21 protein-coding genes and 1 riboswitch are annotated in these 22418 nt (G+C 54.1%); of the genes, 5 read left to right on the top strand and 16 right to left on the bottom strand.

The genetic code is table 11. The features are described from left to right. Positions 1–85: 85 nt before the first annotated feature. Positions 86–667, top strand: a complete 582-nt coding sequence (locus FE784_RS06195) for a hypothetical protein (RefSeq protein ID WP_139601269.1) — start codon at positions 86–88, stop codon at positions 665–667. A 136-nt stretch (positions 668–803) separates the two neighbouring features. Further along, positions 804–1715: a c-type cytochrome gene (locus tag FE784_RS06190; protein ID WP_139601268.1), complete on the top strand. Its 912-nt coding sequence runs from the start codon at positions 804–806 to the stop codon at positions 1713–1715. Here FE784_RS06190 and FE784_RS06185 read toward each other — a convergent pair whose 3' ends face one another. From FE784_RS06185 to FE784_RS06165, 5 genes are all read right to left on the bottom strand, one after another. Continuing rightward, entirely contained in the window at positions 1716–2561 is an 846-nt protein-coding gene (locus FE784_RS06185; RefSeq protein WP_139601267.1) for a phytanoyl-CoA dioxygenase family protein, read from the bottom strand. Positions 2562–2703: 142 nt separating this feature from the next. Continuing rightward, positions 2704–3591, bottom strand: a complete 888-nt coding sequence (locus FE784_RS06180; protein WP_176705998.1) for an AraC family transcriptional regulator — start codon at positions 3589–3591, stop codon at positions 2704–2706. Positions 3592–3704: 113 nt separating this feature from the next. Beyond that, positions 3705–4127 carry a VOC family protein gene (locus tag FE784_RS06175; protein ID WP_139601265.1) on the bottom strand — a complete coding sequence of 141 codons (423 nt, stop codon included), beginning with the start codon at positions 4125–4127 and terminating at the stop codon, positions 3705–3707. A gap of 121 nt (positions 4128–4248) precedes the next feature. Next, positions 4249–4854: an SRPBCC family protein gene (locus FE784_RS06170; protein ID WP_139601264.1), complete on the bottom strand. Its 606-nt coding sequence runs from the start codon at positions 4852–4854 to the stop codon at positions 4249–4251. A gap of 78 nt (positions 4855–4932) precedes the next feature. Continuing rightward, positions 4933–5901, bottom strand: coding sequence for a helix-turn-helix transcriptional regulator (locus tag FE784_RS06165; protein ID WP_139601263.1), 969 nt, complete (start codon positions 5899–5901; stop codon positions 4933–4935). Between the two features lie 379 nt (positions 5902–6280). Here FE784_RS06165 and FE784_RS06160 point away from each other — a divergent pair, with 379 nt between their 5' ends. Together FE784_RS06160 and FE784_RS06155 are read left to right on the top strand one after the other, a co-directional pair. Beyond that, positions 6281–7168, top strand: a complete 888-nt coding sequence (locus FE784_RS06160) for an ATP-binding cassette domain-containing protein (protein ID WP_139601262.1) — start codon at positions 6281–6283, stop codon at positions 7166–7168. Continuing rightward, positions 7165–7950, top strand: a complete 786-nt coding sequence (locus tag FE784_RS06155) for an ABC transporter permease (protein WP_139601261.1) — start codon at positions 7165–7167, stop codon at positions 7948–7950. Before FE784_RS06160 ends, FE784_RS06155 begins: the two co-directional genes overlap by 4 nt. A 62-nt stretch (positions 7951–8012) precedes the next feature. On the opposite strand, the gene FE784_RS06150 is transcribed toward FE784_RS06155, so the two are convergent. The 6 genes from FE784_RS06150 to FE784_RS06125 form a co-directional block, all read right to left on the bottom strand. Beyond that, complete coding sequence (locus tag FE784_RS06150) at positions 8013–8828, bottom strand: TetR/AcrR family transcriptional regulator (protein WP_139601260.1); 816 nt, start codon at positions 8826–8828, stop codon at positions 8013–8015. Between the two features lie 285 nt (positions 8829–9113). After that, complete coding sequence (gene ilvD, locus FE784_RS06145; RefSeq protein ID WP_139601259.1) at positions 9114–10805, bottom strand: dihydroxy-acid dehydratase; 1692 nt, start codon at positions 10803–10805, stop codon at positions 9114–9116. A 21-nt stretch (positions 10806–10826) separates the two neighbouring features. Then, positions 10827–11492: a GntR family transcriptional regulator gene (locus FE784_RS06140; RefSeq protein WP_139601258.1), complete on the bottom strand. Its 666-nt coding sequence runs from the start codon at positions 11490–11492 to the stop codon at positions 10827–10829. A gap of 122 nt (positions 11493–11614) precedes the next feature. Beyond that, positions 11615–12733 (bottom strand): AbrB family transcriptional regulator, encoded by a 1119-nt coding sequence (locus tag FE784_RS06135; RefSeq protein WP_246131926.1) that lies wholly within the window; start codon positions 12731–12733, stop codon positions 11615–11617. 190 nt (positions 12734–12923) lie between these two features. After that, on the bottom strand, positions 12924–13931 hold the full coding sequence (locus FE784_RS06130; protein WP_176705996.1) for an HD-GYP domain-containing protein: 1008 nt from the start codon (positions 13929–13931) through the stop codon (positions 12924–12926). Between the two features lie 71 nt (positions 13932–14002). Beyond that, complete coding sequence (locus FE784_RS06125) at positions 14003–15844, bottom strand: FapA family protein (RefSeq protein ID WP_139601256.1); 1842 nt, start codon at positions 15842–15844, stop codon at positions 14003–14005. 144 nt (positions 15845–15988) lie between these two features. Then, positions 15989–16073, bottom strand: a riboswitch (cyclic di-GMP riboswitch). Positions 16074–16547: 474 nt separating this feature from the next. Here FE784_RS06125 and FE784_RS06120 point away from each other — a divergent pair. Further along, positions 16548–17291: a LytR/AlgR family response regulator transcription factor gene (locus tag FE784_RS06120; protein WP_246131925.1), complete on the top strand. Its 744-nt coding sequence runs from the start codon at positions 16548–16550 to the stop codon at positions 17289–17291. 12 nt (positions 17292–17303) lie between these two features. Here FE784_RS06120 and FE784_RS06115 read toward each other — a convergent pair whose 3' ends face one another. The 5 genes from FE784_RS06115 to FE784_RS06095 form a co-directional block, all read right to left on the bottom strand. Then, positions 17304–18206: a dihydrodipicolinate synthase family protein gene (locus tag FE784_RS06115; protein ID WP_139601255.1), complete on the bottom strand. Its 903-nt coding sequence runs from the start codon at positions 18204–18206 to the stop codon at positions 17304–17306. Between the two features lie 115 nt (positions 18207–18321). Next, entirely contained in the window at positions 18322–19647 is a 1326-nt protein-coding gene (locus tag FE784_RS06110) for a nickel pincer cofactor-dependent isomerase, group 22 (protein WP_139601254.1), read from the bottom strand. A gap of 41 nt (positions 19648–19688) precedes the next feature. After that, positions 19689–20648, bottom strand: coding sequence for a phosphoglycerate dehydrogenase (locus FE784_RS06105; protein ID WP_139601253.1), 960 nt, complete (start codon positions 20646–20648; stop codon positions 19689–19691). Then, complete coding sequence (locus FE784_RS06100; RefSeq protein WP_139601252.1) at positions 20648–21478, bottom strand: carbohydrate ABC transporter permease; 831 nt, start codon at positions 21476–21478, stop codon at positions 20648–20650. The genes FE784_RS06105 and FE784_RS06100 overlap by 1 nt, the downstream gene beginning before the upstream one ends. 10 nt (positions 21479–21488) lie before the next feature. Next, on the bottom strand, positions 21489–22361 hold the full coding sequence (locus FE784_RS06095; RefSeq protein WP_246131924.1) for a carbohydrate ABC transporter permease: 873 nt from the start codon (positions 22359–22361) through the stop codon (positions 21489–21491). Between the last annotated feature and the right edge of the window lie 57 nt (positions 22362–22418).

Below are 22418 nucleotides of genomic sequence, written 5' to 3'. Positions count from 1 at the left end.
GGACTCAGGCCTCCTTTCCCGTATGATTCTCCAAAGTTTGGAACAAACTAACGGCGAATATAGATGAAAGGAAAGGTGATGTTCCATGAACACCCGAAATACGCTCAAGCGGCTCGCACTCGGCACCTTCGTCCTCGGCATGTCGGGGACTATTTTCTTTTCCGCTCCCGGCCTGCAAGCCCATGCTTCCGTGCGCCACCCTGAATCTCCCGAGGCGAGACAAACCGTTCCCGATGCGGGACCGTCCTCGGCAGCGAAGGACGAAAAGGAACGGCACAAAGGATTTTTCCTGATCGAGGACGCGGCCGCGATCATCGGCATCGACAAGGGCGAGCTGATGAAGCAGCTCGAAGGCGGCAAAAGCATTGTCGAAGTCGCCGGCACGAAAGGCATCCAAGAGGCCGATCTGATCAATCGCCTGCTCGCCATTCGCCTGCAAAAAATCGACGAAGCGGTCAAATCGGGCAAATGGACGCAGGAGAAAGCGGACCGTATTAAGGAAAGACTGCCCGAGCATATCAAAATGCTGGTCAACAACAAGGATTGGAAAGACTGGCATAAAGGCAAAGACCACAAAGGCAAGGAACATAAAGGCAAAGACCATAAAGGGAAAGAAAACAAAAAGGCGAAGGAAACTCAAGCCGATAACGATGCGTTCCCGTTTTGAGCCAACCTCCAAAGCCGGCCTCCCAAGGCCGGTTTTTTGCTTGCCATAACGCTAAGCGCGTCCCGTCATAAGAACGTCATATTTTCGTGCTATACTGTCGCCACCTTATCCGACGACACGAAAGGCGGTACGTTCCATGCGTTTCCCTTCTTCCCGAAACGGTAGATGGATGCTGTCAGCAGCACTCTCGATCGCCGCGTTCTCGGCGGTTTCGCTCCTCTATACCCAGGATCAGGCATCCTCCGCCCAAACCGGTTCGAATCCGACTGCGGCCGTCGAGGCGTTATCCGGAGAGGAGCTTTACAAGCAAAACTGTATGGCATGCCACGCGACGGACGGAGCGGGTATCGGCCGCAATCCCGCGCTTGTGAACGACCGGTTCAAGAAAAGATACGGCGCTTATGATCGAGCATTCGCCTTCATCAGCGAGAAAATGCCAGAGAACGCTCCGGGTTCGCTTCGCGAAGAGGAATACGAGGCCATCGTCAAATATGTATTGTCCTTGAACGGCATCCCGACCGATTTCTCGGATATAGCCGGTCATTGGGCGGAAGCGGCGATAACGGCTCTGCAACGCAAACAAGCCGTCGACGGGTACACCGTTAACGGCAGCTTGCTGTACAAGCCGGATCAGCCGATTACAAGAGCCGAATTCGTCGCTTATTTGGTCAAGGCGAAGCAGCTGTTTCTATCCAACGATTCCGGCGCGGAATGGAAAGACATCGCCAAATCCAAATACAAAACGCACATCGTCACGGCGATAGAATACGGTATCGTCGACGGATATCCGGACTCCAGCTTCCGTCCGGACAAACCGATCAGCCGGGCCGAGATCGCGGCTATCGTGACACGCAGCGAGGTGCTCGATACCGGAGACTCCGCCTCTGTCTCCTTCCGGGACGTGACGGTCGATCATTGGGCGGGCGGCGTGATCCGGGCAGCCGTAAAAGCCGGCCTGTTCAACGGCTACGAGGACGGTACGTTCCGCCCCGACCATTCGATCAGCCGGGCCGAAGCGGCAGCCGTTCTGAATCGTATCGTTCCTTGATTAATATCGCGAGAAGACCAGCGGATTCAGGCGGCTGGCCGCCGTATCCCCCGGCTTCAGCCCCGGAAACCACGCCTCCAGATCGTTCCGTCTCGCATTGGAATCCGGTTCGGCCACCTTGACCCCGTCCGCGAAATAGATGATCGTCATGACCTCGCGCATCGTCTCCGTCGGATTGCCGGGAGCCGCGTGCAGCGTCCAGCCCGCATGGAAGGTGGCGTCGCCCGCGGACAGCGCCCCGTAGTTCGCCTTCTCCAGCCCTTTGCTCTCGATATACGCTCCAAGCGTTCGGTGAGACTCGTCCGAGATGACCGCCTTGCTTATATATCCGAGCTTATGCGAGCCGGATGCGAACGTCATCGAGCCCACTTCTTCGGAAACGGGCACGAGCGGCATCCACATCGTAATCATATTCGGCGTATCGAGCGGCCAATAGATTTGATCCTGATGCCATGGCGTATGTCCGCCGCCCGGCTCCTTGAACAACGCCTGATCGTGATAGATGCGGACTCCGTCGACCCCCATCAAGTCTGCGGCGATCCGGGCGAACCTACGGGCAAGCACGAATGCTCTCGACGCATCGTCCTTCGTCCATAAATTGCCGATCTGGATAAACGCCTTTCCATACGTATCCCGTTCGTGCAGCGGCTTCGAATGGGTATTTTGCTTGCGCACAAAGTCCGCAATGGCCGGCCGGTATGCGGCGATTTCTTGCGCGCTTGCCACCTGACGCAGTACGATATGTCCGTTCTCGCGGTAGCTCTCCGCCTGCTCCCGCGCCACCGCATAGCTGTCGTTCAGATCGGGCAAGCCTCCGGATGCCCCTGTCGGTAAGCTCTTCTCCATGCGCTCATGACCTCGCTTCGGCATATTTGCAGCAATTTCTGCTGCGATCTAATCCGATTGTAGCAGGAGCGAACATGTATTTCTTTGTGAAAAGCCGTCGTGTTTTTGTACATTCCGACTGCGTTTCAAGCTGGAACGAGCCTTAGTACGACTGACGCTGATGCTCATGGCGGTACGATCCCGGAGTTACGCCTGTGCTTTTCTTGAACGCTTTGGAGAAATGATGGATGTCGGTAAATCCGCACAAGTCGGCGATTTGCGGCAGCGTACTCGTCGAGCCGGCGAGCAACTCCCTGGCATGCTGCACGCGCATGCGGAGCACGTACTGATAGGGGGATTGACCGAACGTTTGCCGGAATCGAGCCGTAAACCGGGACGGCGACAGCTTGGCCTGATGCGCCAGCTGCTCCACGGTCAATCGCTCGGACAAGCGCAAGGAGCAGTAGGATGTAACCCAATTCAATTGTCCCGCATCCGCCGGAGCGTGTCCGCCTTTGCCGTAGCTTTGCAGCAGCATGAGCACAACCTCCGTCATTAACTGCTGGACTTCGAGCCGCGCCAGTGGCGTCTGCTCCATCCATAGGGCGATCGCCCGAAGAAACGTATCGCGAAAATGCGTCGCATCCGACGGATAAAACTGAACCGGAACTTGCACGTCGTCGTAATCGTTTAGCCTGGGCTGCATCAGATGCGCGTAATCCCCCAGCGCCACCTGCCCCGGCTTCGTCGGAAAGCTGTCCTGACGCTGCGGGTTGTAAAACAAATCCAGATGGGCGAAAGGCGTTATCGTATTCGTCGCCCCTTCGAACGCATGCAGATCGCCGGGCTGCACCAGGCCGAAATCTCCGTTTCGCAGCTTGTATTCCTTACCTTCCACATGAAGGTGAAAGCTCCCCTCCTGCACATAGATGAGCAAATAGTCGAGCAATCGCCGTTCCCCGTGCTTATACGGATATCGCACCGCAAAGTCCGCCTGACGCATATACGGCACGAGCGGACTGACGCTCCATTGTTCAAAAACCGACTTCATTTGCGGCTCCTCCCCGTCGGCTCGGTAAATGGCATGAGGCATATGAGAACGTTTTCAATCAAAACGATAAAAAACGGCATCGCTGCCGTTTTTACAAGAGGCCGAACGGATGATCACCATTCACCCGTGCCGAAGTTGAATTGCCATTGCACGCCGAACTTGTCCGTCAAGCTGCCGTAGCGCTTGCTCCAGAACGTTTCTTGAAGCTCCATGCCGACATTCCCGCCCTCTCTGAGCTTATCGAAAGCGGATTGGAGAGCGTCCAGGTCGTCTACTACGATCGCCAGACTGATATTGTTCCCTAAGACGAAGGGCATGCCCGGAAACACGTCGGAAAACATGACATTGCTTCCAAAGATGGATAGCCGGGAGTGCATGATCAAGCTTTTCGCTTCCTCGGGAAGCTCGTAACCCGGGTTGGGCGGCGCGTCCCCAAAAGACATCAATCTGGGCTCTTGCGTTCCGAAAACTTGTGCGTAATAGGTAACGGCTTCTCGACAATTTCCATTAAAGTTCAAATAAACGTCGACCGACATTTGCAATCTCCTTTTTAATGGATATTTTTGTTGGATCATCGTTATTATAATAATAACCATTCAGGGAAGCAAATGTCCCAATCGTTCACTCTCAGATCGATATGGCTGAATTTGTTCATCGCTAGACCTCCATCCGCTTCTTCATTTGATTCAACATGTCGTCCCAGAACCGCCGCATCACTTCTCTCATGTAGACGTCTTCCAGCATTTCCTGATGGATCGCGACAGTCGTTTTTCCGGAATTCGTGGACAACACATACAATTGCAGCCGGGACGGCTTATCCCACTCCGGACGCTTCCAGGTCATGCGCAATTTCCGCAATGGCTCGACCACCGTAATCTTGCCGGAGACGCCTTCCTTCGATTCGTATTCGTAACCTACCCGCAACGGAAATGAAGGGACGTCCCCGATCCACATGGACAATCCTTCAGGCGTGAGAAGGAATGACCATATCGCCTCTTTCGCTACGCTCAACGTTTTTCGAACGCCGATTTGTACGCCGGCATCCTTGGATACTCCGACGGGTACTCGGCCCATCAATTGACCGTACATAATTGCGATCCATTCGCTCCACTCGTCCGAAGTCCGATAATGTCCGCGTATATGCTCCTTGACTTGTTCATGGGACCACAGCCGTCCCACCGTCTTGTCCAGCTCTATGATCCACTCTTCCCAAGTGCCGCCTGTAGCCTCTTTCACCGCTTGTTTGAACATAGCGCCCGCCAACCCGTCTCCTCCTATACGTTAACCTTTTGCACTCATTATAAAGTAAAAACACTGACAAAGAAGGTCAGTGTTTACGATTCACGATCGATAATAATCGAGAAGAGACGAAGTGATGTCGATCATATGGGCCTTCAGCTCCTCAGGCTCCAGCACACGGATTTTCCCGCCGAAGGAGAGCAAATAATACGGCGTATGCGTGTAAAGCCGCTGCTCGTCCAGCTTGAAAAGTGCCCGGTCCGCAGTCCGCTCTACGAGAGCATGACCCAGCAACCAATGCCGGCATAAATCGTCCAATGCCTGGGGGGTTCCTTGAACGAGCACCGAAATCATCTGATCCTGCTGTTCGGCGTCCGTTCCCGGCAGCAAGCTGCCCAGTAAAAACTCCCGGGCGGAAAAATGCGGCGGCCGCTCGAACACGGCATCCTTGAGCCGGATACGGCTCATCCGATCGACGCGGAAGCTTCGTATTTCGCCGCGCAATCGACAGTAGCCGACGGTGTACCATTTGCTTTTCCAATGGACGAGTCCATACGGATCTATAGTGCGCTCATTGGAGGGGCCGTCATATCCGCTCCGGTATTCGATTTCGATACTTGATTGCAGCTCGATACCGTTCTCGATCAGCGCAAGCGCGGACATCAGCGACGGATCCGATGACGGGTGGATGACCTCGAGACTCGTCTCCTGACGCTCCAACCGTTCCAACTGCTGCGGATTCGTATATCGCTTTATTTTGGAAACAGCCCGTTCGAGCGCTTCTCCGTCCGGATAACTCGCTTCTCTGGCGAAAGCAGCCGCTTGGAGAAGCGCCTTCTGCTCGTCGACATCAAAAAAAAGCGGCTCCAGCTTGACGGAATCCGGAATATAGTAGCCTCCGTCGCGACCCGTCTCCGAAACGATCGGCACCCCGCTGATGCACAGCCCATCGATGCACCGATACACCGTTCGGATATGGATTTCCAATTCGTCCGACAGCTGTTTGGCCGTCATTCTTCTTCGCGATTTCAGCAGCCACAAAATAGCCAGCATATTGTCGGCCTTCCCCATCGTTTGTCAAGCAGTCCTTTCCGCGTGCAGCCCAAGGTTTGTACCCTGATTGTACTACAGATGAACCTCTTTTTTCATTTTTCATTGTTGAATCTTCATTCCCCACTTTAATCAAAAAAAGCGATTTGAATTCGTTTGTTTTCGAGCCTGTAGTTGTCTTAAGCATGCAGCACGCCGATCAAGAATATAATTGGACGTGTTGCAGGAATCCGCCCCCCTCTCATAATGGGAGCGATCGTTACCCGATAAATCGTCTCGTTGGCATCCACCAATAACTTTTAAAATTTTAGTTTGTTCGCAATTTTTTGGTTGTGAAATAACAGTGTACTATATATACTGTTTATGTAGAACACAGTTTTGAAACGGAGGGATGACAAACATGGGTGAGCTCGCCATTGAAGTTAAAGGACTGCGTAAAAGATTCGGCGCGCAGATCGTGCTTGACGGTATTGATCTCGCTGTTCCAGCGGGCACGGTTTATGCGCTTCTCGGACCAAACGGCGCCGGAAAAACTACGCTGATCCACATATTGTCCACGTTGGTCGCTCCGGACGAAGGATCCGTGAGGGTAGCGGGGTACGATGTAGTTTCCGACAAGAACATGGTAAAACGGTCCATCAGCCTTACCGGACAATTTGCGGCTGTCGACGACGTACTGACCGCCGAAGAGAATCTGCGGATGATTTGCAGACTTTCCGGTCTTACGTCTGCGGAATCTCGAGCTCGAACCGAGGAACTGCTTCACTATTTCGACCTCGATGCCGCGGCCAAGAAACGTGTCAAAACTTATTCGGGCGGAATGCGCCGACGGCTCGATATCGCCATCAGCCTCGTGACCAGTCGGCCTGTCCTGTTCCTGGATGAACCGACGACGGGTCTTGATACCATTAGCCGGCGCTCCCTGTGGGAAATCATCAATCGACTGAAAGATCAAGGCATCACCGTATTTCTAACGACCCAGTATTTGGAGGAAGCGGATCAATTGGCCGATATCATCACTGTAATAGACGACGGACACGTCGTCGCGACCGGAACTGCCAAGGAATTGAAGTCGCGTGTGGGTGACGAAGTCATCGAATTAAGAAACGGAAACGACGACTTGATCCGAACGGTATCGACCACGGGAAGTATGCTGGACATCAGACAAACGCTTAATGAGTTGGCCTCCATGGTTCCGCAGGATCTGCGGGTAAGCATCCGGAAACCGAGCATGGATGACGTGTTTCTCGCCCTCACTACAAAGGAAATGGAGAGATCCTTATCATGACGACTCCCGGTTCTATGTCCAAGACCGCCTCCTTCGGCACGACGAATGCCGTCTTTATCGGGCGCAGCATCCGGCTTAGCTTGCGAAACACCGAGGCATTGATCATGGCCATTATGCTTCCCGTCATGCTCATGCTGCTCTTCACCTATGTATTTGGCGGAGCAATCGATCCGAGCGGCAACTATGTGAACTACGTCGTTCCCGGAATCATTTTGCTCTGTGCCGGTTTCGGTTCTGCCAGCACGGCGGTCGATGTCGCTCAAGACATGACGAACGGCATTATCGATCGGTTTCGCACCATGCCGATCCAAAGCATGAGCGTTGTCACGGGTCATGTTTTCGCAAGCCTTGCCCGCAATCTGCTGGCAACCGCGGTCGTTATCGGACTCGCGCTGCTCGTCGGTTTCCGGCCGACCGCCAGTGCGCTGGAGTGGATAGCGGCTTTAGGCGTCATTATTCTGTTTATTCTTACATTCACCTGGCTATTCGCTGCCATTGGTTTGGTTACGGGCAGTCCGTCCGCAGCCAGCGGATACGGGTTCATCTTGTTATTCCTCCCCTATCTATCCAGCGCCTTTGTCCCGACGAACACGATGCCAAGCTGGCTGCAAGGAGTAGCGAATCATCAGCCGATCACGCCGGTCATCGAAACGATTCGCGGACTTCTGACCGGTACATCGATCCATAATAACGCTTGGTGGGCAATCGGTTGGTGTATGGCCATCCTTCTAGTCGCCATCGCCTGGAGCTTCATGGCCTTTCATCGGAATGCGCGCCGATAGCCGGAATCATACAGAAAAAAGAACAATGGTTCGGCAATTGCCGAACCATTGTTCTTTTTAATTCAAAAATCTAATCTTCCTATCTTATCCGACTGTTGTGCTTGCTTCAAGTCAAGATAATGCTGAATGCCGTCAAGAATCCGCTCCAGACCGAAATCGAAATCATTACCTACCGTATTCTCGCTCTCATTCTCCCCCGTGTATGCGCCGGACATCACGATCGGATGCAGATTCGGAAAACGCTCCGGTTTGACCAAGTGCTTGAGAGCCGCGCTATAGTTCAATCCGCTAAAGGTATTCGCACTTCCTCCCGCCTGTATAGCCCGAAGCATGTCCCGTTGGATCATCCCGGTTGACCGCGAGTAGCTGCTCAGCAGAAGGACAATCGACATTTTTTCGTAATCGTTAAGGGGAAAGCTGCGCATGGGTCTAAGCACCCAGTCGACAATCTGCAAATTATTCGGCGTTACCGGAATACCCATAATCGGAATGTCGCCAAACCAGGGATGCTTGCAAAAAACTTCAATGCATACCCTCACGTACTCCCTCATCTCTTCGCGCCAATCCGGCTCCGCCTTCTCCGGAGGAATCGCCATCTCGCATACGGCATCCTGCATAAGCAGCATAAGATCGTCCTTGCTGGAAATATATCGATAGAGGGACATGGTCGTAAATCCCAACGATCCCGCAACCCGGTTCATCGAGACAGCGGATAGCCCGTCCTTATCGGCTATTGCAATTGCCGCTTCGACGATTTTTTTGATGCTCAGTTCGCCCTTCGGGCCTCTCTTCGGCTGTTTCACTATTCCCCAGCTGAGCTTTGCTCCGTTAGGGAAATTTTCCAACGCCTCGTGATCAAGGCGATCGCCGTTCTGCATGATTCCATGTCCCTCCATAGCTAGCTCCCTTGAATGCTTCGTCGCTGCTCCGCAAAATGATCGTCCGATAAACTGTTTACCTGATAAACAGTATACCATAACTGACAGTTCGAAAAAACGCGCAGTACATGCGCATGCACATCCTGCTGGAGTTTATAAGCCAGGACCGCGAAGCTCTCCGCTGAATATACATGTTCCATTTCAACAAAAAACGCAGCCGATTCGGCCACGTTCCTTGACTTGCCTAATGATTGTACTGCCTTATGCCTCATGCTCCGAAAAGGTCTACTCGAACAAGTCGGTAACGGCGCCTTTGGAGGCGGACGATACTAATCGCGCATATTTGGCCAGAACCCCTGCAGTCACCTTCAACGGCGGCCGACTCCAAGCCCGGATTCGCTTCTCCATTTCTTCCTCCGTGACCCGGAAAGAAATTTCCTGGGTTTCGCTATCGATCGTGACGCTGTCTCCGTTGTCGAGAAGCGCGATCGGTCCGCCCACTTGCGCTTCCGGCGCAACGTGTCCGACTACGAAGCCGTGAGAGCCGCCGGAGAATCGTCCGTCGGTAATGAGCGCCACTTCGCCGCCCAGCCCTTTTCCGACGATCAGCGCCGTCACGGACAACATCTCGGGCATGCCCGGCCCGCCCTTCGGGCCGCAGTAGCGGATAACCAGCACATCCCCCTTCTTGATTTCATTGTTCAGAATCGCCTCGGTTGCCGCTTCCTCGCTATCGTACACTTTCGCGGGACCGGTAAACCGCAGCTTTTTCATACCCGACATTTTGGCGATGGCCCCTTCCGGCGCCAAGTTCCCTTTCAGGACGACCAGCGGTCCGGTCGGTTTCAACGGGCTGTCGAACGGTCTGATTATATCCTGTTGTTCATGCAACGGCCTCGCCTCCGCCAAATTTTCGGCCAACGTTTGACCGGTAACGGTCATGCAATCTCCATGGAGCAGCCCTTGATCGAGCAGCAGCTTCATTACGCCCGGGACGCCGCCGATATCGTTGAGATCCTGCATCGCATACTTTCCGCTCGGCTTGAGATCGGCTATATGAGGCACCTTCGCCCGGATTCTCTCGAAATCGTCATAAGTCAGCTCTACCTCGACCGAATGGGCAATCGCGATCAGGTGCAGAAAGGCATTGGTGGATCCGCCGAGAGCCATGACAACCGTTATTGCATTCTCGAATGCTTTCTTGGTCATAATATCCCGCGGGTAAATGCCTTTCTCGAGCAGCCCGACCACCGTCTTGCCCGCTTCTGCGCACTCGACGGCCTTATGGGGAGAAATGGCCGGGGTCGAGGAGGAGCCGGGCAGACTCATTCCCATAGCTTCGGCGGCTGACGCCATCGTATTGGCCGTGTACATCCCCCCGCAAGCCCACGCACTCGGACAAGCGCTGCATTCGACCTTGTGCAGCTGCTCATCCGAAATTTTACCGTCGTGATATTGACCGACCGCCTCAAAAGCGCTGACAATATCCACCTGCTTGCCATCCAGCTTGCCGGGTTGGATCGTCCCGCCATATACGTAGACCGACGGCAAGTTCATGCGGCCGATCGCCATCAAGCAGGCCGGGGTGTTTTTATCGCATCCGCCAATGGCGACCAAGCCGTCGAAACGTTCAGCGTTCGTAACGATCTCGATCGAGTCGGCTATCGCTTCGCGACTCGGTAGCGAATACGTCATGCCGGCATGCCCCATCGAGATTCCGTCCGATACCGTGATCGTATTGAAGATGAGCGGCGCTCCGCCGTGCTGCCGAATCCCATTTTTCGCTTCGACGGCCAAATCGTTAATATGAATGTTGCACGGAGTCACCTCGCTCCATGTACTGGCTACGCCGATCATCGGCTTCTTGAAGTCCTCGTCCCGAAATCCGACCGCCCGCAGCATCGCACGGTTGGGCACCCGATTCACGCCCTCGCTGATCACTTTGCTGCGAATTCTCAAATCTTTGCCTTCAGCCATTTTCTTTCGTCCCTCCCGTTATTAAATTAATGCATACAGCTCGTGCATCGGTCTGATCAAGTTTTGTTTCATCATGGCCGACGCCGTTTCCGGGTCGCGGTTTTCGAACGCCCGTATGATAGCCGCGTGCTCTTCCGCCGAGGCCAGCGTCGCGGTAAGCTGCTGCTTCAAGAAAACGTACTTGAACCTGCGGATATGGATTTGCAGCGAGGCGCTGAATGAAGCGATATACGGATTGTCCGACAAATCTACGATCAGGTTGTGGAACTGCTCGTCCAGCTCCATCGCCTGATACGGCTGCCCGTTCTCGATCGCTTGGGCGAACTGCGCGTTCAATTCCTTCAACGTTTCGATCTCCTCCGGCAAAATAAGCCGCGCCGAATATTCGGACGCCAGGGCATGAAGCGCTCCGAGAGTCGGGTACATGTTTAAAATATCGTCCTTCTCGATGCTCGTTACTCTCGTTTCCTTCCCGGGATGCATCGATACGAGCCCCTGAACCTCCAGCAGCTGAAAAGCTTCGCGTATCGGGGTTCTGCTCACGGCCAACGACTCTGCCAATTCGGCATCGATCAACTTTTCGCCCGGGTGAAGCGTCCCTTCGATAATCCATCTTTGAATTTGCGACAGCGCCCGTTCTTTGGCGGACATCCGAATCGGCGAAGAAAAATTGGGGGGTACCGGCATGGTCATCATCCTTATGATTTCTATTATTATATGCAATATATCGCATACGTATATCGAATGCAAGTGGCGGCATACAAAAAATCCGCTATGCAGCCGCAAGCGGACGGAATGACGGAATGAAATTAATCGACTTGTTTATTCGACGCAGGTCGCCCTCTGCGACCGTTCTGGAATACCATTCTAAGCAGAGGCGGCACCGCGAAAAAAATGAAAAAGGTCCGGAATAGTTGATACCCGGCCACTATCGATAAATCCGCATGGATCTCGTGGGCGATTATGCCCATCTGGTCCATACCGCCGGGGGCGAGACTTAACAAGCCGGTCGACATGGTTACCGGGTGAAGCTTGGTCAGCACAAAGCTCAAGCCGCATGCCCCCAGGATAAGCAGCAGTCCGCTGCCGATTGCAAGCGATATCGTCCGCAGCTTGCGCGTCAGCAAGTTCGGCTTCAGCAGCAATCCTACATACGTGCCGATCATTAGCTGGGCGGCGTTAATAAGCGTCGGGGGAAGAGCCGGCCCATCCAGGCCGACCAGCTGAACAACAGCCGTACCGATCGCCGGACCGAGAAAAAAAGCGGTCGGAAAGCGGATTTTGTTCCCTGCCACGGCACACCCTACACTGACCAGAGCGAAAATGAAAATAGCAGGAAACAACCCGCTCCAATCGGCAATCGCGTCCGACTGGGGAATAACGTCCGGCACAATGCCGTGAGCCTCACCGAATACCGGACTGAATATAAGGAGAGGAACGCTTATTACGATCATCATCAGCCGAATGACCTGCGTGACGGTCACGACGGTGAAATGGACTCCCTCGGTTTCCTCCGCCAATGCGATTACCTGCGTCAATCCGCCCGGTATGCTCCCCAGCAGCGCCGTCTTGAAGCCGGTATCCGTCAGCTTCGAAACGATAAAAGCGATTCCGACGCACAAGAGCAGCAGCAGCAAGGTCATCAACAGCATGGATGGCAGCTGACGGGACATTTCCCGCAGCGCGGCGGCCGTCATCGATAAACCGATCGTGTAACCGACGATAATCATTCCCGCGTTTCGGACCGGCGTCGGCCACTCGTAGCTTCTTTTCCATATTTGGGAACCGATCAAGACGGCGATCATAGGACCGAGCAGCCACGGAATGGGGATTTGCAGCCATTCGAACAGGAAACCGCCGATCAGTGCGGTCATAAAAGAAAGCGAGACCCGCAGCGCTTTATTGTGCGGCATGACATGCGAACCCAATAGTTTGCAACCCCCTCGGATGGAAACAACCGGTCTCCGCCCGTACGCCTCCTTTCCTGCCGATGCTTCGTTCATTGAGCAACCGGCGATTCACGACCCGGCGTTTACTGTGCTGATTTTAGCACATATTCGTTTTCGTCTTCAACCGTAACGACAAAAACGTCCCGTACGACAGAGTCCCCATTCGGCATCAAATGACGCGCTCCAAATGCAACGTTCGAACTTTGCTCAAGTCGACATACGTTCCATCGACTTCGACTAGCGGATGGATCGGGTCGGCGGCATGAATCATTACAATTTTGCCGACATCTCCGTTCGACAGCACGACCCGATTGCCGATCAGCATGTCCATGATCCGCTTCAAAAAACATAACGTAGTCGACGGCTCGAGAGTGCCGTACGCGTTCTCCGACATCTCCACGAGCACTTTGTAGAACGGCACCGGGTTTTTATAGACTCGTTTGGAGATCATCGCGTGAAATACGTCGGCTACGGCTACTATTTTGCTGTGGCAATCGATCGCCTCCCCCGTCAAGCCTCCCGGATAGCCGCTGCCGTCCTCGCGTTCATGATGCTGAAGCGCGACAAGCGCATGTCGGTGCGGGATACCCGAGACATGCTTCAGCAGCTCGTAGCCGTATATCGTATGATTTTGAATCAACTCGAACTCGTTAGGCGTCAGTTTGCCCGCCTTATTCAAAATGTCGTCGGGAATTTTCACCTTCCCGATATCGTGAAGAAAAGCCGCGCTCGTCAATTCCAGCAGCTCCTGGGCGGGCAGCTCTTTGGCTTTGCCGATCAGTTTGGCGATAAGCGCGACTCCGATGCTATGTCTGTATGTATATTCGTCCTTGCGCTCCAACAAAGCGAAGATGAGATTCAAATCCGGGTGCTCGCTCATTTTTACAATAATCGGAATGATTTTCTCATGGAAGCGATCGAGAGGCACCCGCTCCGAATGACGGATCTTATCGAAGGCGGACTTGACCTCGCGGATCGCCGTCTCGATAAGGTCGAGAACCGGCAATCGCTCGACGTCTTCGTCTCTCAGCCTGACCTGTTGGCGGACGAGCAGCTCGACGTCCTTCGAAGCCAGCACGGTATGGACGGGTACGATCAGAACGCCCGCGCGATTGTACATATTTTTGTTAAGCCGATAGCCTACGTATCGGTACGGACCGGTGCGACGCTCTTGCACGCAATCACCGCCTCCTCCACTCATAATCCGCCGCCTGTCCCTCGCCCGCGTCGAGACGATTTCGTCCGTAATCAGACTTTCTGCCTGAAGCTTCCACCGTCGAACGTCTTGTTTTCGATCATTTCGAATATGTCCGTGCAATACTTGCCGACGCATACCCGGCCCGAATACATTTTCTTGATCCGGATTAGCCTTGCCGCTTTCAGAATCGTGCTCGCTCCCGTCTCGCCGCCGATAATCTGGGCGGAGATGCTTCCCCCGGCTTCGAGCCTGCCTCCCCGGCATACCGCATATTCCCATACGAACTGGATATTGCCGGCGGAATACAGGTCGCTCAGCAGGACGCCCTCCCGTTGGATCACGATATCTCCGTTCGATTTCAGCTCGCTCTTGTGGCATTGGTTCAGACGAATTTCCACCTTTTCTTCCTGCATGCGGGCCACTTCCTGATGCGTGTCTTGAAGAAGCGCGAGATAGCTTTGCAAGATATTGTAGGACGCGGCTTCCGGCAATTTCGTCGGCTGCAGGAAAAATTCGGACATTTGCTTCAGCTTCTGGTACTGCTCCCGCTTCAGATGCTGAATGTTGGCGATCACGACCAGCAAATCCTTGATCGTCGCCGGGATTTCCTTGAATTTGCTCTCCATCAGCAGCAGTACGATTTGTCCGAACCGGATCGCTTGCTGCCGCTTGGACCGGAGTGCCTGTTCGAGCATTCTGCAAGCGGCCAGCAGCTTCCCGAACAGCTCGCTCAGCAGCTTCGAGGAATGGTACAGCCGGTTGAACATGACGCCGAAGTATCCCGAATACAGCTTGCTGCCGATCACATTCTCCCTTACGAAGATGCTGCCGGTCGCCGTGATCGTTCCGTTATATACGCTGCCGTAGACGTATACGTTGCCGAGCGATTCGATAATCATATTGTCGGTTACGTCGCCGTACACGATGACGTCTCCGGAGAATACGATATTGCCGGTTTCGATGTCCACGTTGCCGGAGACGATGTAGGACGTGGAAATATCGAACGTTTTGATCTTCTCGCCCGTAATCCGCGGCCTGCCTTCCTTCAAGGCGACAATTTCGCCCTCGGGGGTCAATTCCACGGAAGATTTGACGACGATCATGATGTCTTTGGGAGGCGGAGGAATTACTATGTTTCCGTACACATCGAAGCCGGGAATGCCTTGAACCGGCGGAATTTTTTTGGCGATCACCTCGCCCCTCTTTACGGACGGAATGTGCAGATGATTGCGGAAATCGACCGAGCCCCCGACCTCGAAAAAATGGCTCTCCACTTGTTCGGCAAAATAAAGGTCCAGTTGCGCGTCCTCCCCCGGAATAACCGCCTTGCCTCTGGCGACGACAACGGGTCGATACGTCGGCTGCTGCACCTCGTGCTGGATGGCCGCAATATCGAGCTGGAACATGATCGATCTCTGCTCCAGCGCTGCGACGACTTCGCTCAGATGTACGGACTCCAGCACGATGGAGTCGTCTTCCTCCGCGACGATCGAGATCGCATTTACCGGCATCGAATCGAGGAGACGCCAAGCATAGCGTTCCTTCGACATAAGCTGAAAATAGGCGTAGAGCTTGTCCGCCGACACTTCGATTTCGAACAACGGCTTCTCTTCAACTTCCCAACGGATGCGGTCTGCGGAGCTGACGGCCGTTTCGGCCGTGACGATCTCGTCGTTCACATACAGGCGCACCGGCTCGACGGAACGAATCAGAGGCAAATCACCGCCGTTCTCGGGGTCCTGAACGATAATCGATTGATCCTTGATTCGGATCGAGCCGTTCCGTCTGGAGAAATCGCTTCTCGTGGCCGATGTCGAGACGGACTCCAGCTCGTCCATATTCAATTGTCCGATCAGCTGCGTCAACTCGTCTTCCGTCATATGCTTGCTCATTGCGACACCTCCCCATGCATACAACCGCGACGCTCCTATGGATTATGTATTATGATCAGTGCGGGAAATGAGCCGGTATCCAGGAAAAAAAGCGTTCCGAACAAAAAACGGCACCCAAAAAGGATGCCGTAAATAAACACCCAATTCGGTAGCCTGGCGATCTTAGAGAACACTCCGTAGACCCATAGCTTTGCGTCCCTTTCTTTCGAAAGGTTTGCCGTTATCGTTGAGCAACCCTATTCAATGTTTCCGCTCATCTATAGTACTTTCGAACTATATACAAGTCATTATACGACCGTTGCCTCTTTTTGTCGAACCCACACGCGAGATTACAAGCGCATATATGGATATCTCGCGCCTCAAATGGCACATTTCGGCATCGTACACCGTCCGTTGACGGACTTTCTCGCCTTCACGCCCCCTTCCTGCCGACGGGTAAGCCTTTCTTTCCTATCGGATTCCTATATACTTTTCAGTGGTTCCTTGTTACGTCATACAGCCTATGAAATAGTAAATGAATGAAGGAGCCCGCACCCGTTCGGCGATGCCGGCTGCGGTGTGATCGGTACCGGAATCGGGTTGGCTCCCGTAAAATCGTTTATAGCAATAATGGGGGCTATGTCGGCGTTGGGCACGAACAAAACGGGGCAGCCGTCGAGGGATTTCCGATACCTCTCTCGATATAAGGAAGGAGGAAGCCGGCATGGGTGGCAAAATGAAAACTCGGATCGTTCTCGCCGACGACAACGAGGACGAACTGAATATATTGCGGCATTATATCGGGCAATTGCCCGATTTCCATATCGTGGATACGTGCAGAAACGGCGAGGAGCTGATCGATTCGGTCATGAAGTCCAGGCCGGACGCTATCCTGCTGGATATTCGCATGCCGAAGCTGAACGGCTTGGAGGCGATCCGCGCCTGCTTGAAAATCATCAGCGACCTATTGTTTATTTTCGTGACAAGCGATGAAGAATACGCGGTCCAGGCGTTCGAGCTATGCGCCGTCGATTATGTCATGAAGCCCGTCGAGAAGGGAAGGCTATACTCCGCACTCGAGAAAATCAATAAAATAAGAAGAAGAACGGAGCCCGGACAAGCTCTGCCGGGCACCGTCGAATTCGAGAAGCGTCTCATCATCAGGGAGGGCAACGACTATTACTTCATCCCCGTCAAAGATATTTTATTTATCGAAAAAATTGGCAAGAAATGCCATATATACACGGCCGCCAACGAGTATGTGACGAATGACAATATCGGCGAAATGCTTCAGCAGCTGCCGGATCATTTATTTTTTTTGTCACACCGGTCGTACATTGTAAACATAACGAAAATTTATTGCGTCCTTGCCCGAAATCAGACGTATCTCGCCTATTTCCCGAACACGAGCAAATATGCCCACGTGTCCAAATTAAAAATCGAGGAGCTGCAAAACAAACTGAAATAGTCGGCCGACGAATCAGGCATAACGGGTTACCGCGTTCAGCTCCTCCAGCTTGCGCTTCAGATCGGCGATGTCCTCTTCCGGCAGGTCGAGCTGCGGCGCCCTCATGTATCCCGCATCGATGCCTCTCAGCTTGAGCGCTTCCTTGAAATAGGACATGTTGCTGCCGCTTTTAAGCGTCTCGCAATATTGGATCGCGATGCGCTGCAACCTTCTCGCTTTCTCCAGATCCTTCTCCAGGTACGCGTTATAAACCGCTACGAACGGCTCCGGATATACGCAGGAGACGCCGGAGATGACGCCTTCGCAGCCCATCGCCAAGGCAGCCAGAAACAGGCGGTCGGACCCTTGCATGACGGAGAAATCGCCGCCCTTGATGTTCAAATACTCATTCGTGCGCAAAAAGTCTGGATAGCTGTATTTGATGCCGATCACGTTGCCGCATCTCGCCGCCACCTTCTCCGCAACCTCGGTCTTCAGATCATTCGCCGCACACTGCGGAATGTTGTACAAATAGACCGGGAATCTCTCGGGCACGCTCGATGCGACGGTTACGAAATATTGCTCCAGTTCCCTGTCGTTCGCCCCGAAGAAAGCCGGGGTGACGACTCCGATGCCGTCCGCGCCGATCTCGCTCGCATGCCGGGCCAACTCTACCGTGTCGTTCTGCGTCATCGCTCCGACGTGGATAAATACGGTAACTCGGCCTGCCGCTTTGCGGACGACCGTCTCGGCAACGGATTTGCGTTCCGCCACGGACAACCGCAGCATTTCGCCCGTCGTACCGAGCGGATACAGGCAATGTACGCCCTTCGAGATCAGGAACTCGGTCAACTGCTCCACTTTGTCATAATCGATAGTCCCGTCTTGACGAAATGGGGTAACCATAGCTGTGGTGACGCCGTATAAATGCTTCATGATCCGTTCTCTCCTCATCTATTCGATCAATTGGTTTCGGTGCGTCTCGATCTGTCGTCTCGTCGGCCGACAGCTCTGCGCTCATGCCTGCCGACAACGGCAATGCATGGCTTCGTCACTCGTCTTTCCCGAATCCATCCTTGACATTTCCCGATTCGTCAAACCGCCACTCCAGGAGAGAACCGTTCGTCTCCAGCATCGGATGGGCTTCCGCCTCGGGCATCATATTCTCGGAAATCAGTATGTCCTGCAAGGACAGCGTATTCCGGATGCGCACGACTCTCGCTTGCCCCGGCTCGCGTCTTCCCGCCATGTACATCGCTGCGGAGATCGCCTCCCGGTCATTATGCATGATGATCGGCAGCTTGCCGCCGGAAATGTCCATTGCGGTTATGACATTCGTATACATCGCCGCGAAATCGATTCGCTCCACGACTTGGCGCGTCGTAAAATCGGCGATGCCGATGCCGACCGCGCTTCCTTTCGTTTCCGGAGTAAGACCTCTCACCACGATTTTGCCGATCGCGGGTCCGTCTCCGAACGATCTGCTCGATCCGGAGCGGCCGATAACGTTCGGGTCCATCCCGCTGCCGCTAATGTTTTTGCCGATTTCGTCCACGACCAGCACATCGATATCGTCCAGCCAAAAGCGGGGCATCAGCCGTTTTGCCTCGGTCAGCAGCTCTTCCTCCCGCCATGGGAGGCTCTCGCCGGGTACGGCTTCAATATGCGCCGTCCGATGGTACGCATCCTCGACGATACCTACGCCGAACAGAAAAGGCGTTCGCTCCATGACCAGCTTTCCGACCTCGGGCAGCAACGCTCCGAATCGGTCCATGCCGAACCGGTGCAAATAAGAGGCACCTTTATGCTTCCCGAAGCCGATGCCGAGCATTTTCAGTATGCCGCTTTCGATCGGCGCTTTGAAATCCGTATGCGGCTTGATACGCGCTACCGCGACAATGCCGTCGGCCTGCTCGCAGGCGATCCGGTCGAAGTGCACCTCCACCCCGTCAAGCACGCTGCCCAAACGGACCGTATCCATCGACGACCTGATCGGAGCGCCTATCTCATGCTCGGTTATGCCATACCCGCCAAGCAGCCGCGCTTGGCCTTCCGCGGTAGCTCCGCCGTGGCTTCCCATCGCCGGAATAATGAACGGCTCCGCCCCCAGCTCCTTCAACTCCATTACGGTAGCTCTTACGATGCGGGAGATGTTCTCGATCCCTCTGCTGCCGACTCCGACTGCAATGCGCATTCCGGGACGGATTTTGCCGCGAATCGAAGTCTTGGCAAACTCGTCGCCGATCATCCGTTCGATCCGTTCCGGGTCCAACCCGCCGGAGGCAAATTTTTGCACAACCGGAACCATTCGCGGAAGCCGCACCTCGTTATCGCTCGCGAAGCTTGCGCGTCCCAGATTGACCTGCATGCCTTTCATCCGGAGCTTCCTCCTTCGTCCGCTCGTCGTACGGTCTGCGATCAAACCGGATTGGCCGGTTCCTTGCCCGCGAACACATCCAGCAGAGCTTGCGCCGTAACAAGACCTACCCTATGGTACGTTTCCGCCGTTTCGGCTGCCGTGTGCGGCGTCGTAATAATGTTGTCCAGCTGAAACAACGGGTTGTCCGCGGATACGGGCTCCGTCTCGTACACATCGATCGCGGCTCCCGCAATCGTACGCTTCTCCAGCGCGCGATACAGCGCCCTCTCGTCGACGAGCGCTCCCCTTGCGGTGTTGATGAAATAAGCGCCGGGCTTCATCTTGGCGAATTGCTCGTCATTCATCATATGACGCGTCTCTTTCAGACTCGGCAAATGCATGCTGACGATATCGCCGCGCGCCAGTACCTCGTCGGAGGCAACGAGCTCGACTCCGAGCTCCTCGGCCTTGGCCGCATTCGGATATTTATCGTACGCGATAATCGAGACGTCGAAGCCTTTCAGTTTTTTGGCCACCATTTGGGCGATATTGCCGAAGCCGAGCAGGCCGACCGTCTTGCCGGCCAGTTCCTCGCCTACGCGGCGGTCCCAATAGCCCCGTCTGGCCGATTGATGCAAGGCCGGAAGGCTGCGAATGAGCGACAGCAGCAGCCCTACGGTCAACTCCGCCACCGCGTTCGCGTTTCCTCCGGGCACGTTCGTAACCCGTACGCCGTATTCCTTTGCTTTCGCCAAATCGATATTGTCCACGCCGACGCCGAAGCGGGCGATCGCTTTGAGCTTGGGCGCCAGCTTGAACACCTCTTCGTCCCATGTATCCACTCCGGCGACGACTCCGTCAATGTCCCCTACCAGCGGAACAAGCTCCTCGAACGTATGCGGTCTGCCGACCCGGTTCTCGATAATTTCGCAGCCGCCCTCCTCGAGCAGCCGCTTCGCTTCCGCGCACAGCAGCGAATAATTGGTCGCCGTAACCAGCACTTTTTTCAATCCGCTCATTATTTGACTCCTCCTACGGTCATGCCGCTAACCATATATTTAGAAGTGAACAGGTACATGATGACGACCGGAATGGAAGCGAGAATGGAACCGCCCATCAGCGGGCCCCAAGCGAATACGTCTCCCACGATCATATCCGACAAGCCGAGCGTAAGCGTTTTGTCGGAGCCTTTCGTCACCACGACCAGCGCATACAAGTATTCGCTCCAGCACAAAGTAAAGGCAAAGATGAATGTGGCGGCGACTCCCGGGGCGGCCAGCGGAAAAATAATGTTGAGCATCGTACGCGCCCGGCTGCAGCCGTCGATCATGGCCGCCTCCTCGATCTCTACCGGGATCGATTTGAAATACGAGATGAGCATCCAAGTGGCATAAGGAATCGTAATGGTCGGATAAATAAGCATCAGACCGTAAATCGAATTGTTCAGGCCGATCAAGGAAACGAGCATATACAACGGGATAAACAATACGGCTCGCGGCATCAAATAGGCATATAGAATCCCTCTTGAAACTACGCTTCTGCCGCGGAACTTCAGCTTGGCGATCGCATAAGCCGCCAGCATGCTGACGACGATCGAAGCAAACGCCACGATTATGGATACGAGGAGACTGTTCTTCACATTGAGCAGAAAATCTTTCTCCGTCAAGAGCTTGACGTACGCCGACCAAGTAAACTGCTTCGGCCAGAACGACGGCGTCATATTATAGATTTCGGCATTCGATTTGAACGACGTATTGAACATCCAATACAGCGGGAACAAAGCGAATAGTAACAAAACGGCCAATGTGGCATAGACGACTATCCGGTTCGCGATCGATTTATGTTCCATGCGTCATCACCTACTCATTCGATGAAAGCGAACGCTTCGTGACGAAGTTGATCAGCATGATCAACGGAGGCATCGTCAGGATCGCAATGGCGATCGCTTTACCCAGACTCATATTCAAAAATCCGATCGTGTAGCTCAGCGTGGACAGCACTTGAGTGCCGTTGGAAGGACCTCCGCGCGTCAACAGCCATATAATCTCGAAATCGTTCAGGGTCCAGATCGTGGTCATGACGGCAGCGAGCACCGTTACTTCCTTGACCGAAGGCAGCGTCATGTAAATAAAACGTTTGAATGCCCCGGCTCCGTCCAGCATCGCCGCTTCGTACATTTCCTTGGACAGCGTCTGCAGACCGGCCAAGATGGCGATCCCCATAAACGGTATGCCGCGCCATACGTTGACCAAAATAACCGAAAACATCGCAAGGTCCGGACTGGCCAGCCAGCCAACCGGCTGCGAGATCAGATGAGCTTTCAGCAGCAGGAAGTTCAGCACGCCGCCCACATCGGAATATATCCATTGCCAAGTAAAGACGGAAACGATCGTAGGAATCGTCCACGGCAGAAACAGCAATACCCGGAAAACGTTCCGGAATACGATCTTCTCATTCAGGACCAGCGCCATGATCATGCCGAATACGGTTTTGCCGATAACAGCCACAAGCGTAAATACGACCGTATTCCACACCGCTTTCCAGAACAGCGAATCTTTGACCAAGTCGATATAGTTGCCCAAGCCGATGAACGTCGCCTCTACTCCTACGACCTTGTTCGTGAAGCTGAGGTATAGAGCCCAGCCGAACGGCACGACCATTACGGCAAGCAAGTAAAGCAATACGGGACTCATCAGCACGTAGGCAAGTTTGTTGTCCGTGTTCGTTCTCAAGTTCTTATCCCGCCTAACTGTTAGGCTGCGGAATAACCTGTCCGGTCGTCCCGCAGC

The organism is Paenibacillus hemerocallicola, from assembly GCF_006265175.1.
GTDB classification, from domain to species: Bacteria; Bacillota; Bacilli; order Paenibacillales; family NBRC-103111; genus Paenibacillus_AB; species Paenibacillus_AB hemerocallicola.
This window is presented reverse-complemented; position numbering and strand designations above follow the sequence as displayed.